Annotated in this window: 11 protein-coding genes; 3 read left to right on the forward strand and 8 right to left on the reverse strand. The window is 72.8% G+C overall.

The window, feature by feature from the left end; genetic code table 11:
* The first annotated feature begins 22 nt into the window (after positions 1 to 22).
* On the forward strand, positions 23 to 2,299 hold the full coding sequence (locus tag QRT05_RS03250; RefSeq protein WP_456064479.1) for a beta-xylosidase/alpha-l-arabinosidase: 2,277 nt from the start codon (positions 23 to 25) through the stop codon (positions 2,297 to 2,299).
* Positions 2,300 to 2,339: 40 nt separating this feature from the next.
* On the opposite strand, the gene QRT05_RS03255 is transcribed toward QRT05_RS03250, so the two are convergent.
* On the reverse strand, positions 2,340 to 3,317 hold the full coding sequence (locus QRT05_RS03255) for a LacI family DNA-binding transcriptional regulator (protein ID WP_407650304.1): 978 nt from the start codon (positions 3,315 to 3,317) through the stop codon (positions 2,340 to 2,342).
* A gap of 283 nt (positions 3,318 to 3,600) precedes the next feature.
* Here QRT05_RS03255 and QRT05_RS03260 point away from each other — a divergent pair, with 283 nt between their 5' ends.
* On the forward strand, positions 3,601 to 4,743 hold the full coding sequence (locus QRT05_RS03260) for a ScyD/ScyE family protein (RefSeq protein ID WP_289445222.1): 1,143 nt from the start codon (positions 3,601 to 3,603) through the stop codon (positions 4,741 to 4,743).
* Between the two features lie 95 nt (positions 4,744 to 4,838).
* Positions 4,839 to 5,459, forward strand: coding sequence for a TetR/AcrR family transcriptional regulator (locus QRT05_RS03265; protein ID WP_289445224.1), 621 nt, complete (start codon positions 4,839 to 4,841; stop codon positions 5,457 to 5,459).
* Between the two features lie 18 nt (positions 5,460 to 5,477).
* Here QRT05_RS03265 and QRT05_RS03270 read toward each other — a convergent pair whose 3' ends face one another.
* The 7 genes from QRT05_RS03270 to QRT05_RS03300 all read right to left on the reverse strand — a co-directional run bounded on the left by QRT05_RS03270 (position 5,478) and on the right by QRT05_RS03300 (position 14,665).
* Positions 5,478 to 7,724 (reverse strand): aryl-beta-d-glycosidase, encoded by a 2,247-nt coding sequence (locus QRT05_RS03270; RefSeq protein WP_289445226.1) that lies wholly within the window; start codon positions 7,722 to 7,724, stop codon positions 5,478 to 5,480.
* A 65-nt stretch (positions 7,725 to 7,789) separates the two neighbouring features.
* Positions 7,790 to 8,500 carry a DUF4190 domain-containing protein gene (locus QRT05_RS03275; protein ID WP_289445227.1) on the reverse strand — a complete coding sequence of 237 codons (711 nt, stop codon included), beginning with the start codon at positions 8,498 to 8,500 and terminating at the stop codon, positions 7,790 to 7,792.
* Positions 8,487 to 9,314: a DUF4190 domain-containing protein gene (locus QRT05_RS03280; RefSeq protein WP_289445229.1), complete on the reverse strand. Its 828-nt coding sequence runs from the start codon at positions 9,312 to 9,314 to the stop codon at positions 8,487 to 8,489. The genes QRT05_RS03275 and QRT05_RS03280 overlap by 14 nt, the downstream gene beginning before the upstream one ends.
* 50 nt (positions 9,315 to 9,364) lie before the next feature.
* Positions 9,365 to 10,156: an exodeoxyribonuclease III gene (locus tag QRT05_RS03285; protein WP_289445231.1), complete on the reverse strand. Its 792-nt coding sequence runs from the start codon at positions 10,154 to 10,156 to the stop codon at positions 9,365 to 9,367.
* A gap of 249 nt (positions 10,157 to 10,405) precedes the next feature.
* A complete protein-coding gene (glpK, locus tag QRT05_RS03290; protein WP_289445233.1) occupies positions 10,406 to 11,929 on the reverse strand; it encodes a glycerol kinase GlpK in 1,524 nt (507 codons plus the stop codon).
* A 92-nt stretch (positions 11,930 to 12,021) separates the two neighbouring features.
* Positions 12,022 to 12,774, reverse strand: coding sequence for an MIP/aquaporin family protein (locus QRT05_RS03295; protein ID WP_289446105.1), 753 nt, complete (start codon positions 12,772 to 12,774; stop codon positions 12,022 to 12,024).
* 79 nt (positions 12,775 to 12,853) lie between these two features.
* Positions 12,854 to 14,665 carry a glycerol-3-phosphate dehydrogenase/oxidase gene (locus QRT05_RS03300; protein ID WP_289445235.1) on the reverse strand — a complete coding sequence of 604 codons (1,812 nt, stop codon included), beginning with the start codon at positions 14,663 to 14,665 and terminating at the stop codon, positions 12,854 to 12,856.
* Between the last annotated feature and the right edge of the window lie 82 nt (positions 14,666 to 14,747).

Here is a 14,747-nt window from a genome sequence, read left to right on the forward strand (position 1 = left end):
CACTTTCGAAGGAGATCGATCCGTGACGGATCTGCAGACCCCCTCGGTCGTGGGGACCTCCCGCGCGCACGCGCTGCTGGCCCGGATGACCCTGGACGAGAAGCTCGCGCAGCTGGTCGGCTTCTGGGAGAAGGGCGACGGCGAGGTCGTGGCCCCCCTGCAGGGCGAGTTCGCCGTGGAGCAGGGTCTCGACGACGCCGTCCGGCACGGCCTCGGGCACCTGACCCGGCCGTACGGCACGCGCCCGGTCGACGCGGGCGACCGCGCGCGATGGCTGTGGGCGCAGCAGCGCCGGCTGGTCCGCGAGACCCGGCTCGGCATCCCGGCCCTGGTGCACGAGGAGTGCCTGACGGGCCTGTCGGCCTGGCGGGCTGCCACCTTCCCGACACCGCTCGCATGGGGAGCGGCCTTCGACCCGGAGCTGGTCGAGGAGATGGGAGCGGCCATCGGCGGCTCGATGCGCACCCTCGGCATCCACCAGGGCCTGGCTCCCGTGCTCGACGTCATCCGGGACCCCCGCTGGGGCCGGGTCGACGAGTGCATCTCCGAGGACCCGTACGTCGTGGGCTCGCTGGGCACCGCCTACGTGCAGGGGCTGCAGTCCACGGGCGTGCACGCGACGCTCAAGCACTTCGTCGGGTACTCGGCCTCCCAGGCCGGACGCAACTTCGCACCCGTGCACGCGGGGCCTCGCGAGATCGAGGACGTGCTGCTCCTGCCGTTCGAGATGGCGGTGCTCGACGGCGGCGTGCGCTCGGTCATGCACTCCTACGCGGAGATCGACGGCGTGCCCGTGGCGGCGTCGGCCGAGCTCCTCACCGGTGTCCTGCGCGACCGCTGGCGGTTCGACGGCACGGTCGTGGCCGACTACTTCGGCGTCGCCTTCCTGCAGCTGCTGCACGGCGTGGCCGCCGATCTCGGCGACGCCGCGGGGCAGGCGCTCGCGGCCGGCGTCGACATCGAGCTCCCGACCGGCGACGCCTTCCTGGCGCCGCTCGCCGCCGCGGTGCGCGCGGGTGCGGTCGACGAGGCCCTCGTCGACCGGGCCGTGCTCCGGGCGCTGCAGCAGAAGGAGGACCTGGGTCTGCTCGACGAGACGTTCGACGACGAGCCGCCGGCCACCATCGACCTGGACACCCCCGAGCACCGCCGCATCGCCGCACGGCTGGCCGAGGAGTCCGTGGTGCTGCTGACCAACGACGGGACGCTGCCCCTGCGGGCACCCGCGTCGGTCGCCGTGATCGGGCCCAACGCGGACCGGTACGACGCGCTCTTCGGCTGCTACTCGTTCGTCAACCACGTCCTCGCGCACCACCCCGAGGCCGAGGTGGGCCTGGAGGTCCGCACGGTACGCGAGTCGCTCGCCGCCGAGCTGCCGTCGGCGTCGGTCACGTTCGAGCGCGGCTGTGCCGTGGACGACCAGGACGAGTCGGGGATCGCGGCAGCCGTCGCCGCTGCGGAGGCCGCCGAGGTCGCGGTCGTCGTGGTGGGCGACCACGCCGGTCTGTTCGGCCGGGGGACCGTGGGCGAGGGCTGCGACCGCGACGACCTCGAGCTGCCGGGCGTGCAGCGCGCGCTGGTCGAGGCGGTGCTCGCGACGGGCACCCCGGTGGTGCTCGTGCTCCTCACCGGCCGTCCGTACGCCGTGGACTGGGCGCTCGACCGGTGCGCCGCGGCCGTCCAGACGTTCTTCCCCGGCGAGGAGGGCGGCCCGGCGGTCGCGGGGGTGCTCACCGGACGCGTCAACCCGTCGGGGCACCTCCCCGTGAGCCTTCCCCGCTCGGCCGGTGCCCAGCCGTACTCCTACCTGCACCCCGCGCTCGGCGGCAACGGCGACGTGACCAACCTGCGCAGCACGCCCGCGCTGCCGTTCGGCCACGGCCTGTCGTACACGACGTTCGCGCGTGCGCTCGAGCTCGACTCCGAGGCCGGGACCGACGGCGCCATCCGCGCCCGGGTGCGCGTCACGAACACGGGAGACCGTGCCGGCGACGACGTCGTGCAGGTCTACGGCCGCGACGTCGTCGCGAGCGTGACGCGGCCGGTGGCGCAGCTGCTCGGCTACCGCCGCGTGAGCCTCGAGGCCGGGCAGAGCGTCGTCGTGGACCTCACGATCCCGACCACCCGGCTCGCGTTCACGGGTCGCTCCGGCACGCGCATCGTGGAGCCCGGCGACGTCGAGGTGTGGGTCGGCCCGTCGTGCGCCACGAAGGAGTCCCAGGGCACCGTCACGCTGGTGGGCGGCGTGCACGAGGTCAGCATCGCCGACGAGCGGTGGACCACGACGCTCGTGGTCTGAGCGCGGCTCGTGACCCCGCGGGGCGGCTCGCCTCGCGGGGTCAGATCCGCCGGCAGGACGCGCGCTCGACGAGGGCCGTGGGCATCCGCACGTGCGGGGTCGCGGGCTCGCGGCCCTCGAGGAGCTCCACGAGCATCTCGAGCGCGCGAGCGCCGATCGCCTGCAGCGGCTGGTCCACCGTGGTCAGCGGCGGGCTGGCGAGCGCCGACTCGGGCACGTTGTCGAAGCCGATCACCGAGACGTCGTCGGGGACGCTCAGACCCAGCTCCTGCGCGACCTCCATGGTGCGGATGGCCGAGAGGTCGTTGGCGGCGAAGATCGCGGTGGGCGGCTCGGGGAGCGTCAGCAGCTCGCGTGCCGGCGCCGCCGCGGTCTCGGGCCGGTAGCCACCCAGGCGCACGAGGTCCTCGTCGACCGGCACGCCCGCCGCCGCCATCGCGTGCCGGAAGCCGTCCTCGCGCAGGCGCGCCGACTCGAGGTCGGGACGACCGCCCAGCAGCGCGATCCGCCGGTGCCCCAGGCCGAGCAGGTGCTCGGTGGCCAGCACGGCACCCGCGAAGTTGTCCGAGTCGACGGTCGGGATGCCGGACGGTCCCGTGTGCGGGTCCACCGCGACCACGGGAACGCCGTTGGAGGCGCCGACGACCGTGGGCGTGACGATGATGGCGCCGTCGATGAGCGTGCCGCCCAGGCGCGACAGAGAACGACGCTCCCAGCCGACCGCGCCGCCGCGGTGGCCGCCCGAATAGGCGAGCAGCTCGTAGCCGGTCGAGCCGATGGCCGCCGACGCGCCCTTGAGGAGCTCGGTGCTGAACGGCTCGAACTCGGCGACCAGCACGCCTATGACGTTGGTCTTGTGGCTGCGCAGGCTCTGCGCGCCGAGGCTCGTCTCGTAGCCGAGCTCGTTGATCACCGTGGTGACGCGGTCGTGCGTCGCCTTCGAGACGCCGTAGCGGTCGTTGACCACCTTGGACACGGTCGCGACCGACACGCCCGCCGCTCGCGCGACATCCTGCATCTTCACGCGCGCGCCGCTCTCCACGTCCCGGAGCCTATCGTGCAGATAACGTTATCGATAACGTCGTGGCCGGTCGGGGGCGCGCCACCGAGCGACGGGTCGTCGGCCGCCGCCGCACACCGGCGCGCGGGCGGTGCTCGTCGAGATGGGCGGGGTACGGGCCTAGACGACGCCCGACACCCGGAGCACAGTAGATGCCGCCCGGTTTCGGGCGGTTCGCCCGCTTCTGGACAGGCCCGAACCCGGGCCGCAGGGCGCGCGTTCCTCGACGAGGAGGAAACCCATGCGTCGTCTTCGCATGTCAGCGGTCGCCGTGGTGGCGGCTGCGGGGCTCATCGCCGCCGGGAGCAGTCCGGCACTCGCCTCTCATCGCGTCACGAACGCGCGTCACTTCGGCCACGGCGTCGTCTGGCACCCGGCCAAGCACACGCACACGCACCACCAGCCGACGGCGGGGACGCCGAAGGTCGTCGCCTCCGACCTGGCCGGTCCGCTCACGTTCGGGGTGGGTGCGCGCTCGGTCTACGTCGGGCAGGCGTTCGCGGGCATCGTCACCAAGCACACGGCGAACGCCGCGCCGCAGGTGGTGGGCGCGGCCGCCACGGGGGCGGACGTGGCCGCCGTCGACGTGCGGCCGGGCGTGCTCACCTGGGCCGAGCGGGCTGGCGACGAGACCTCGGTCACCGCCTCGGTGCTGCACCGCCAGACGCGCGACGGGGTCGCGGACATCGACGTCCTGGCGTTCGAGAAGCAGGCCAACCCGGACAAGGGTGTCCAGTACGGCTTCCGCACTCTCGACGCCGCGTGCCTCGCGCAGGTGCCCGACATGTTCAAGCCGTACACCGGCACCATCGACTCGCACGTGTACGGCTCGGCCAACACGGGTCGCGGTGTCACGTACCTCGCCGACGCCGGCGCGAACGCCATCCTCAAGGTGGACCGCAAGGGAACGGTCAGCACCGTCGCCGTCCTGCCCGCCGTGCCCGTGACGGTCACCGCGGCCGCAGCGACCGCCTTCGGCCTGCCTGACTGCGTGGTCGGGCAGAAGTACTACTTCGAGGCCGTCCCCACGGACGTCGAGGTGGGCCACGGTGGCGCCCTCTACGTGACGTTGCTGCCGGGTGGTCCCGAGGACGGCAGCCTGGGTTCCCAGGGCCGGTTGGTGAAGGTCGATCCCTGGTCGGGCAAGGTCTCGCTGGTCGCGAAGGGCTTCGCGGGCGCGACCGGGCTCGCGGTGGGGCCGCGGGGCCGGATCTTCGTCGCGGAGCTCAACGGCAACCAGGTCTCGAGCGTGGACCGGCACGGCAAGGTCCGTCCGTTCGTGTCGCTCACGCAGCCCGCAGGCGTGGAGTGGGCGCACGGCAAGCTCTGGGTCTCCACCGACGTGTTCGGTGCCGGGAAGCTGGTGTCGCTGAAGGTGAAGTAGCGCGCGGTCAGGGGGCGGGTCTTGGCTCCGGCCCGCCCCCTGCCGACCTGCCCTCCCCGGCTGTTCCGGGCCATCCCGGGTGGGATGCTGACGCCATGACCACCGACGCCACCGAGCTCCAGGCGCGCCAGGGCTACGCCAGGGGGCGGGCCACTCGCGAGGAGATCCTCGACGCGGCCATGCGCCTGTTCGGCGACGTCGGGTACCACACGGCGTCCCTGCGGGAGGTGGCCTCGCGCGTGGGAATCTCCCACCCCGGCCTCCTGCACCACTTCGCCAGCAAGGCGGTGCTGCTGGCAGCCGTGCTCGAGCGGCGCGACGAGGTGGACCGCGTCGACTTCCGCGAGGATCTCGAGCGCGGTGTCGAGTTCTTCGACGCGCTCGCGCGCCTGGCGGACCGCAACGCGACGCGGCCCGGCATCGTCGCGTTGTACGCCACGCTCTCCGCCGAGGCGACGTCGCCGGAGCATCCGGCGCACGGCTACTTCCAGGAGCGCTACGTCACGGTCCTCGACGGGGCGACCAGGGAGCTGGAGTCGTTGCGCTCGGCGGGGCGGCTCCGGCAGGGCGTCGATCCCCGCACCGCGGCGCGGCTGGTGGTCGCCGGGATGGACGGCCTGCAGCTGCAGTGGCTGCTCGAGGCCGACGGCGCCGGCGAGCGCGTGGACATGGGCGCGACCATCCGCGCCCTGTACCGCAGCCTGCTCGTCGACTGAGCGGCGTCCGGCCCCCCGTCAGGCCTGCGCGGCCACCTGCTCGACGAGGCGGTCCAGCGTGGCGTGGTCGAAGCCCGTCAGGCCGAAGTCGGCCACGGTCTTGGCCGGCATGCCGAGCATCATCGCCTGCATGGTCTCGTCCACGACCACCTCGGCTGGCGGCACGAGCGTCGCCCGCAGCAGGGGCCCACCCACCGGGTGGGCGAACCACTCCGCGATCGTCGACATCGCCTCGAGCGGTCCCCACAACGGCTCGCCCGCCACGTCGAGCTGCACGGAGCCGCGGATGTCGCGGGACGACGCGCCCACCTCGATGACGAACGCACCGCCCTCGACCACCCAGCGGCGCAGCCCCGGGTGCCAGTACGCCAGCGCGCGCGAGTCGAGGGTGAGCGCGACCTCCTGCGAGGCGCCCGGCTCGAGCTCGACCTTGGCGAACCCCTTGAGCTCGCGCACCGGCCGCACCACGGACGCCTCCGGGTCCCGGACGTAGACCTGCACCACCTCGGCACCGGCTCGGTCGCCCGTGTTGGTCACGCGGACACGCACCTCGACCGAGGCGCTCGCCCCCTCGCCGGTCAGGACCGCCCGCACGTCGGAGTACACGAACGTCGTGTAGGACAGGCCGTGGCCGAAGGGGAAGGCGACGTCGAGCTCCCGCGTGTCGTACCAGCGGTACCCCACGAGCACCCCCTCGCCGTAGCGGACGTGACCGGCCTCGCCGGGGAAGCTGCCGAACGCCGGGGTGTCCGCGAGCCGGTGCGGGATGGTCTCGGTGAGGCGGCCCGACGGGGCTCGGGTGCCGTGCAGCACCTGGGCGACGGCGCGGCCACCGGCCTGCCCGCCCAGCCACGTCTCGAGGATCGCGGGCGCGTGCGGCGCCCAGGGGAGGGAGACGGCCGAGCCGTTGGCCAGCACGACGACGACGCGCGGGTTGACCGTCGCGACGGCCTCGAGCAGCGCCACCTGGTTGTCGGGCAGCCCCAGGCGCGGGCGGTCGTAGCCCTCCGACTCGTCAGGCCCCGGCAGCCCGAGGAACACGACAACCGTCCCGGCCGTGCGCGCGGCGGCCACCGCGGCCTCCCGCAACGTCGCGTCGTCGCCGTCGGGGCCGCCGGCGATGGTGAAGCCGGGCTCGAAGGGCACGTCACCGAGCGCGTCGAGGGCGGACTCGAGCCGCGTCGGGTTCACCTGCGACGAACCGGCTCCCTGGTAGCGAGGCGTGCGCGCGAACTCACCGACCACCACGAAGTCGCCGGACAACGGCAGCAGGGGAGCGCCGTCCACCGGCTCGTTCTTGAGCAGCACAGTGCCCGCGGCGGCCGCCTCGGTGGCGAGCGCGTGGTGGGCGTCGACGTCGAAGGAGTCGTCGCTGCGGAGCCCGGGCAGCGCGCGCTCGACCAGCCGGAGCACGCGGCGCGCCGCGCCGTCCAGCACGGACTCGTCGAGCGTCCCGGCCCGCACCGCGGCGACGACCTCGTCGTCGGGGCGCGAGCCGACCGACGGCATCTGCAGGTCGAGGCCCGCCGCCAGCGCCGGCACGCGGTCGTGCACCGCGCCCCAGTCCGAGACGACGAGTCCCTCGAACGCCCACTCGTCCCGCAGCACCTCGGTGAGCAGCCAGCGGTTCTCCGAGGCGTACGTGCCGTTGACCTTGTTGTACGAGCACATGACCGTCCACGGCTGGGCGCCGGTGACGATCGCCTCGAACGCCGGGAGGTAGATCTCGCGCAGGGTGCGCTCGTCCACGTCGGCGGAGATCCGCATGCGGTCGGTCTCCTGGTTGTTCGCGGCGAAGTGCTTGAGCGAGGTGCCCACGCCCTGGCTCTGGATCCCCGCGACGAGCGCCGTGCCCAGCGCGCCCGCGACGTACGGGTCCTCGGAGAAGTACTCGAAGTTGCGCCCGCACAGCGGCGTGCGCTTGATGTTGACGCCTGGCCCGAGCACCACGGCCACGTCGTTCGCGCGGGTCTCGCGGCCGAGAGCCTCGCCGACGCGACGCAGCAGCCCGGTGTCCCACGACGAGCCGAGGGCCGCGGCGGGAGGGAAGCACGTGGCCGGCACCGAGTCGCCGAGGCCGAGGTGGTCGGCGTCCTCCGCCTGCTTGCGCAGCCCGTGCGGCCCGTCGGTGACCATGACCGCCGGAACCCCGGCGCGGTCGACCCCCTGGGTGTGCCAGAAGTCGGAGCCCGAGGTCAACGACGCCTTCTCCTCGAGCGTCAGGCCGGCCAGGACTCGTTCGACGTCGAACACCTCGCGTGACATGCGGCACCTCCTCGTGCGTTGCGGTGGCGCCAGGGTAGCGCGATACCTACCACGTGGTAAGGGGACTACGAGGTCTTCACGAGGCAGAGCCCTGCACGGTCGCCGCGGGTCCAGCCGTCTTCGGTGGGCGCCCAGGTGACCACCGTCGCGCCGTCGGCCCGCTCCTGCTCCGTGAGCACGCACGCCCGCGCGACGCGCGCGTCAGCGGCGGGCTGCCCCGGCCAGACCGCGTCCTGCGGGAAGTCGTACTCCGACGAGACGCGGGCGGCGTGGTCGTGCGCGCACGGCACCACCTGCACGGTGTCGACCTCGCCGTCGGGTGGCAGCGTGGCGAGGCAGTTGCCGACCACCAGCTGGCCGACGTGCGCGCTGCGTGGCGAGCTCACGTCTGCCGGGAGCGGCCGCGTCTGCATGAGCGTCACCACCACGACGGCGACGAGGACCAGCCAGGCGACCGTGGCGAGGGCGCCCAGCACGATGCCCGCGATCGCCAGGCCGCGCCCGCGGGTGCCGCGCTTGGTGGTGCGGTACAGGCCCACGAGGCCCAGCACCACCGCCACGGGCCCGAGTGCGAGCAGGCCCGTGACGAGCGCCGCGATCGAGACGCCGTCGGTGGGCGGCTTGGGCTCCTGCCAGCCGGGCGCGTAGTACGTCTCCGGGTAGCCGGCGGGCAGCACCGGACCGGGCGGCGTCGGGGGCGGTGGATAGCCGCCCGGCCCTGCGGGCTGCTGGCCGGGCCAGCTGCCGCCGGCCTCGCCGGAGTCAGGCGAGGACATGGCCCCCCACCACCGCCGGCGCGATCACGCCCGCGGCGTTGGTCGACCACTCCCACGTCCCGCTGCTCGTGTCGCCGGACGCGATGAGGGCGATCACGAGCGCGACGAGGGCCAGTAGGGCCAGCGTGCCGAGCGCGCCGATGATGATCCCGGCGACGGCCAGACCGCGACCGCCCTTGCCGTTCTTCTTGATGCGGTTGAGCGCGACGATGCCGAGCACGAGGCCCACCGGGAACGAGACGCCGATGGCCATGCCGCTGAGGCTCGTGACCAGCGAGGCCACGGCGAGACCGTCCGTCTGCGCGGCCGGCTGGCCGTACGAGCCGTAGGGCCCGTACGGCGGCGGATAGGCGCCCGGGCCGCCGGGTGCGCCGTAGCCGGGCTGGCTGTAGCCGGGCTGCGTCGCGGCGTAGGGGGACTGCTGGCCGTAGCCGGGCTGCGCCCCGGGGTAGGCCGGCTGGCCGTAGCCGGGATGCGCCGGGGGGTAGGCCGGCTGGCTGTAGCCGGGCTGGGCCGCGGCGGAGGCTTGCTGGCCGTAGCCGGGCTGCGGGGGAGCGTAGGGCTGCTGGCCGTCACCGGGCTGCACCTGGGGAGACGGCGCGGGCGCAGCGGGCTGGGCGTCGCCGGACGGCACCGCGTACGGAGCCGGGGGCGGCGGAGTGGCCGGCAGCTGGGCCTCGTACCCGCTCGGTGGCGGCGGGGCGGGCATGCCCGTCGCGGCAGACGGCTCGGGCGGAGCAGCCTTGCGCAGGTCCGGCGACGTGGGCGGTGCGAACGGGTTCGGCTCGGACGGCTCGCCAGGCTCGGGGCTCATGACGGAAACCTACCGAACGTTCGACGCGCCCGTCCGTCCGTCGCGGCCGCTCAGTCGGCGAGCCGGAGCACCACGGGCACGTGGTCCGAGGGCTGCTTGCCCTTGCGCTCGTTGCGCTCGATCGTCACGCCCGTCACCCGGGCCGCGAGCGCCGGGGAGGCGTAGGTCAGGTCGATCCGCATGCCCATGTTCTTCGGGAACCGCAGCTGCTGGTAGTCCCAGTACGTGTAGGTGTGCTCCGCGGGGACGTGCTCGCGCGAGACCTCGGTGTACCCGGCGGCGGCGATGGCCGCGAACGCCTCCCGCTCGGCCGGGCTCACGTGCGTGCGGCCCGCGAAGAACCCCATGTCCCATACGTCGGTGTCGAGCGGCGCGATGTTCCAGTCGCCCACGAGCGCCACCTGGGCCTCGGGGTCGGCGGCGAGCCAACCGCCCGCGGTGTCCCGCAGGCGCGCCAGCCACTCGAGCTTGTAGGCGTAGTGCGGGTCGTCGAGCTCACGGCCGTTCGGCACGTACAGGCTCCAGACGCGCACCCCGTTGCACGTGGCACCGATCGCGCGGGCCTCGGCGGCGGCGGGGTCGCCCCAGGAGGGCATCCCCGCGAAGCCGACCTCGACGTCGTCGATGCCGACCTTCGACGCGATGGCGACGCCGTTCCACTGGCTGAAGCCGCTGGTCACCACCTCGTAGCCGAGCGCCTCGAACTCCGCTCGCGGGAACTGCTCGTCCTTGCACTTGGTCTCCTGCAGGGCGAGCACGTCGACCCCCGTGCGCTCCAGGAAGGCGAGTGCGCGGTCGGTACGAGCACGGATCGAGTTGATGTTCCACGTGGCGACGAGCATGCGCGCACGCTACCCGCCGGCACCCACGCCACCCGTCGTACGCGGGAGGCCACTCCAATGCGCCTGGCCCGCACGGGTCGTCACTTTCTCGCCGAGTCGTCACTTCAAAGTGGCGACCCGACGCGAAAGTGACGACTCGCCGCGGCGAGGGGGCGGCGAGGGGCGGCGAGGGCGCGCGGCGAGGGGCGGCGCGGGCGCGACGACGGCCGCGACCCGGGCGGGGCGCGGCCGTCGTCGTCGTGCGAGGCGTCAGCTCACGTCGTCGTCGACCCAGTCGAACGTCTTCGTGACCGCCTTCTTCCACAGCCGGTACTGCCGGTCGCGCTCGGCGTCCTCCATCGAGGGCTCCCAGCGCTTGTCCTCGGCCCAGTTGTCGATGACGTCCTGCTCGCCGGACCAGAACCCGACTGCGATGCCGGCCGCGTAGGCGGCACCGAGCGCGGTCGTCTCGGCGACCTTCGGCCGGACCACCGGCACACCGAGGATGTCGGCCTGGAACTGCATGAGCAGCTCGTCCTGGACCATGCCGCCGTCGACCTTGAGCTCGGTGAGGTCCACGCCCGAGTCGGCGTTCATGGCCTCGAGCACCTCGCGGGTCTGGAAGGCGGTGGCCTCCAGCGCGGCCCGGGCGATGTGGCCCTTGTTGACGAACCGCGTGAGCCCGACGAGCGCACCGCGCGCGTCCGAGCGCCAGTACGGCGCGAACAGTCCCGAGAACGCGGGCACGAAGTACGCGCCGCCGTTGTCGTCGACCGTCTTGGCGAGCTCCTCGATCTCCGGGGCGGACTTGATGATCCCCAGGTTGTCGCGAAGCCACTGCACGAGCGAGCCCGAGACCGCGATAGACCCCTCGAGCGCGTAGACCGCGTCCTGGTCGCCGATCTTGTAGCAGACGGTCGTCAGCAGGCCGTTCTTCGACGGGATGGGCGTCGTGCCCGTGTTGAGCAGCATGAAGTTGCCGGTGCCGTACGTGTTCTTGGCGTGGCCCACCTCGAAGCACGCCTGGCCGAACGTGGCCGCCTGCTGGTCGCCGAGGATGCCCGCGATGGGCACGCCCGCCAGGAGGCCGCCCTCGCGGCCGTTGCCATAGACCTCGGACGACGAGCGGATCTCCGGGAGCATCGAGACGGGGATGCCCATCTCGCCCGCGATCTCCTCGTTCCACGTAAGGGTGTCCAGGTTCATCAGCATCGTGCGCGAGGCGTTGGTGACGTCGGTGACGTGGATGCCGCCCTCGACCCCGCCCGTCATGTTCCACAGGACCCACGAGTCGGTGTTCCCGAACGCCAGGTCGCCGGCCTCCGCGGCCTCCCGCGCGCCGTCGACGTTGTCGAGGATCCAGCGCACCTTCGGGCCCGAGAAGTACGTGGCCAGGGGCAGCCCCACCTTCTCCTTGTAGCGGTCGGCGCCGCCGCCGAGCGCGCCCAGCTCGTCGGCGATCTTCTGCGTACGGGTGTCCTGCCAGACGATCGCGTTGTAGACCGGCTCACCGGTCTTGCGGTTCCAGACGACGGCGGTCTCGCGCTGGTTGGTGATGCCGACCGCCGCGATGTCGCGCGCCGTCAGGTTCGCCTTGGCGAGCGCCAGGCCGACGACCTCGCGGACGTTGACCCAGATCTCGGCCGCGTCGTGCTCCACCCATCCCGCACGCGGGAAGATCTGCTCGTGCTCCTTCTGACCGGTCGCGACGATCTGCCCGCCGTGGTCGAAGATGATCGCCCGGCTGCTGGTGGTGCCCTGGTCGATCGCGAGGACGTACTTGCTGTCCGCCATGGTGGCTTCCTCCGAGTTGTTGGTCTGCTGAGGCGGGACGGGCCGCGCGGCTGCCCTCACGCGGGGCCCGTCCCAGGTCGATCAGGGGTGGGTCAGAAGACGTACGCGCTGGCCGCGAGACCGGCGAGCAGACCGCCGACGAGCGGGCCGAGCACCGGCACCCACGAGTAGCCCCAGTCGCTGCCGCCCTTGCCGCGGATCGGCAGCACGGCGTGCGCGATGCGGGGACCGAGGTCACGCGCCGGGTTGATCGCGTAGCCGGTCGGGCCACCGAGCGAGGCGCCGATGCCGACCACCAGGAACGCCACGGCGAGCGGCCCGAGACCCGAAGGGGTGGGGCCGAAGCACAGGATCACGAACACCAGCACGAAGGTCGCGATGACCTCGGTGATGAAGTTCCACGCGTAGGACCGCAGCTCGGGACCCGTCGAGAAGACCGCGAGCTTGATGCCGGGCTCGGCCTCCTCGTCGAAGTGCTTCTTGTACGCCAGGAAGGCGATGACGGCACCGATGAAGGCGCCGATGAGCTGCGCCAGGAAGTACCACATGGCGTTGCCGAACGTCGGCAGGAGCGACGCGGTCACCGCCCCGCCCGGTCCCGTCACGGAGTAGAACGGCTGGTCCGCGGTCCACAACCCGACGGTCACCGCCGGGTTGAGGTGCGCCCCGGACTTGAACGCGACGTAGACGCCGGCGAACACGGCAAGGCCCCAACCGAAGTTGATCAGCAGCCAGCCACCGCCGAAGCCCTTGGTCTTCGGCAGGATCACGTTCGCGACCACTCCGGCACCGAGCAGGATCAGCATCGCTGTTCCCAGGATCTCGGAGACGAACGCGTGAGACATCAGTGTGCTCACTGAGCTATCCCTTCTGTACGGACGACGTTGTCACGTGCACCCCGCGCACCGGGCGCGGGGAGTTCTGTCAGGTCCCGGCGGGTTGCGACGAGCCCTTGCCCGCGGGCGAGCCCGGCTTGGTGCCGCCGGCGGGACCGCGGCCGAGCGGCTGCATGGGCGCGAGGTCGTCCGCCTCCAGGCGGGCCACCTCGGCGCTGTGGTCGTCGGGCTGCGAGGCCGCGGCCTCCTCGGCCTCGGCGCGGGCGCGGTACGCGGCGATCTCCTTGGCGCGCGTGGCCGCGTCCCAGCCCAGGATGGGCGCCACGAGGTCGGCCATCTCCTCGAGGGCTCCCACGCCCTTGTCGGCCTGCTCGTAGTTGAGGCGCGTGCGGTGCATGAGGATGTCGTCGAGGTGCAGCGCGCCCTCGTGGCTGGCGGCGTAGACGATCTCCGCCCCGATGTACGCGCTCGCGTTGACGAGCGGCTTGGCGAGCTCGGGGTTCGCCTCGCACAGGTCGATGATCTCGCCGAGCAGCGAGCCGTACCGGTGCAGCAGGTGGTCCATGCGCTTGCGGTCCCAGTCGAACCGCGCGCCGATGGCCCGCGCCTGGCGCTGGAACACGCGCAGGCCCTCGGCACCGACCAGCGGGACCTCGTGGGTGATCGACGGCAGCGTGGTGGCGCGCGAACCGATCGCGAAGTCGACCGCGTCCTTGGCCATCACGCGATAGGTGGTGAGCTTGCCGCCCGCGATGACGGTGAGGCCCGGGGTCGGCGACGCGACGGTGTGCTCGCGCGACACCTTGGCCGACGAGGTGCCCTCCTTGGTGCCGGGCTGCAGCAGCGGCCGCAGGCCCGCCCAGGTGCCGATCACGTCCTCGCGCGTGAGCGGTCGGCTCAGCACCGCGTTCGCGTGCTCGATGACGTAGTCGATGTCCGCACTCGTGGCGACGGGGTGCGTGAGCTCCTGCTCCCACGGGGTGTCGGTGGTGCCGATGACCCAGTAGCGCGACCAGGGGATGACGAAGAGCACCGACTTCTCGGTCTGCAGGATCAGGCCGACGTCCCCGGCGATGCGCGAGCGCGGCACCACGATGTGGATGCCCTTGCTCGCCAGCACCTTGAGGCCGCCCTCGGACCCCGCGAGCGACTCGGTCGACTCGGTCCACACGCCGGTGGCGTTGATGACCTGACGCGCCCGGACGTCGAACTGCTCGCCCGTCTCCAGGTCCACCAGCCGCGCGCCGGTCACCGCGCCGCCGGTCGTCGTGTGCAGGTCGACCAGCTGGGTGCGCGACGCGGCGTGCGCGCCGTAGCTGACCGCCGTGCGGATGATCGTCTCGACCAGCCGTGCGTCGTCGACGCTCGCGTCCCAGTACCGGACGGCGCCGATGGCCGCGTCGTGACGCAGGTCGGGGAACAGCCGCTCCATGCCCTTGCGGGTGAGGTGGCGGTGGATGGGCATCGCGCGCTTGCCGCCGTTGACCGACGCGAGCGTGTCGTACAGCGCGACGCCGGCGCCCACGTAGGCCCGCTCCCACACGCGGTTCTCCAGCGGGTACAGGAAGCTCACGGGCTTGACGAGGTGCGGTGCTAGCCGGTTGATCAGCAGGTCCCGCTCGGTGAGCGCCTCGCGCACCAGGTGGAAGTCGAGCATCTGCAGGTAGCGCAGGCCGCCGTGCACCAGCTTCGAGGACCGGGACGACGTTCCCGAGGCCCAGTCCTGCGCCTCGACGACGGCCGTCGACAGGCCGCGGGTCACGGCGTCGAGCGCCACTCCGGCGCCGGTCACGCCCCCGCCGATCACCAGGACGTCGAGCTCGTCGTCCCGGGTCGCGCTGCCCCGCAACGCCGCCAGCGCGTCGGAACGGGCCTGGGCGGTGAGCGGTGCGGTCCTCATGGGGCGATGTCTCCTCGGCGTGGCGCAGCCGGGCGGCGCTCGCGCCACCGGCTCTTGCTCGCTATCGTCGCCATGCCAGAAC

Origin of the sequence: Cellulomonas edaphi, assembly GCF_030362815.1 — a bacterium.
Classification (GTDB): Bacteria; Actinomycetota; Actinomycetes; order Actinomycetales; family Cellulomonadaceae; genus Cellulomonas; species Cellulomonas edaphi.

Coding starts and splice junctions, on each gene's coding strand:
- QRT05_RS03255 (WP_407650304.1), bottom strand. CDS start 3,317: ATGCAGGATGTCGCGCGAGCGGCGGGCGTGTCGGTCGCGACCGTGTCC.
- QRT05_RS03260 (WP_289445222.1), top strand. CDS start 3,601: ATGCGTCGTCTTCGCATGTCAGCGGTCGCCGTGGTGGCGGCTGCGGGG.
- QRT05_RS03265 (WP_289445224.1), top strand. CDS start 4,839: ATGACCACCGACGCCACCGAGCTCCAGGCGCGCCAGGGCTACGCCAGG.
- QRT05_RS03270 (WP_289445226.1), bottom strand. CDS start 7,724: ATGTCACGCGAGGTGTTCGACGTCGAACGAGTCCTGGCCGGCCTGACG.
- QRT05_RS03275 (WP_289445227.1), bottom strand. CDS start 8,500: ATGTCCTCGCCTGACTCCGGCGAGGCCGGCGGCAGCTGGCCCGGCCAG.
- QRT05_RS03280 (WP_289445229.1), bottom strand. CDS start 9,314: ATGAGCCCCGAGCCTGGCGAGCCGTCCGAGCCGAACCCGTTCGCACCG.
- QRT05_RS03285 (WP_289445231.1), bottom strand. CDS start 10,156: ATGCTCGTCGCCACGTGGAACATCAACTCGATCCGTGCTCGTACCGAC.
- glpK (WP_289445233.1), bottom strand. CDS start 11,929: ATGGCGGACAGCAAGTACGTCCTCGCGATCGACCAGGGCACCACCAGC.
- QRT05_RS03295 (WP_289446105.1), bottom strand. CDS start 12,774: ATGTCTCACGCGTTCGTCTCCGAGATCCTGGGAACAGCGATGCTGATC.
- QRT05_RS03300 (WP_289445235.1), bottom strand. CDS start 14,665: ATGAGGACCGCACCGCTCACCGCCCAGGCCCGTTCCGACGCGCTGGCG.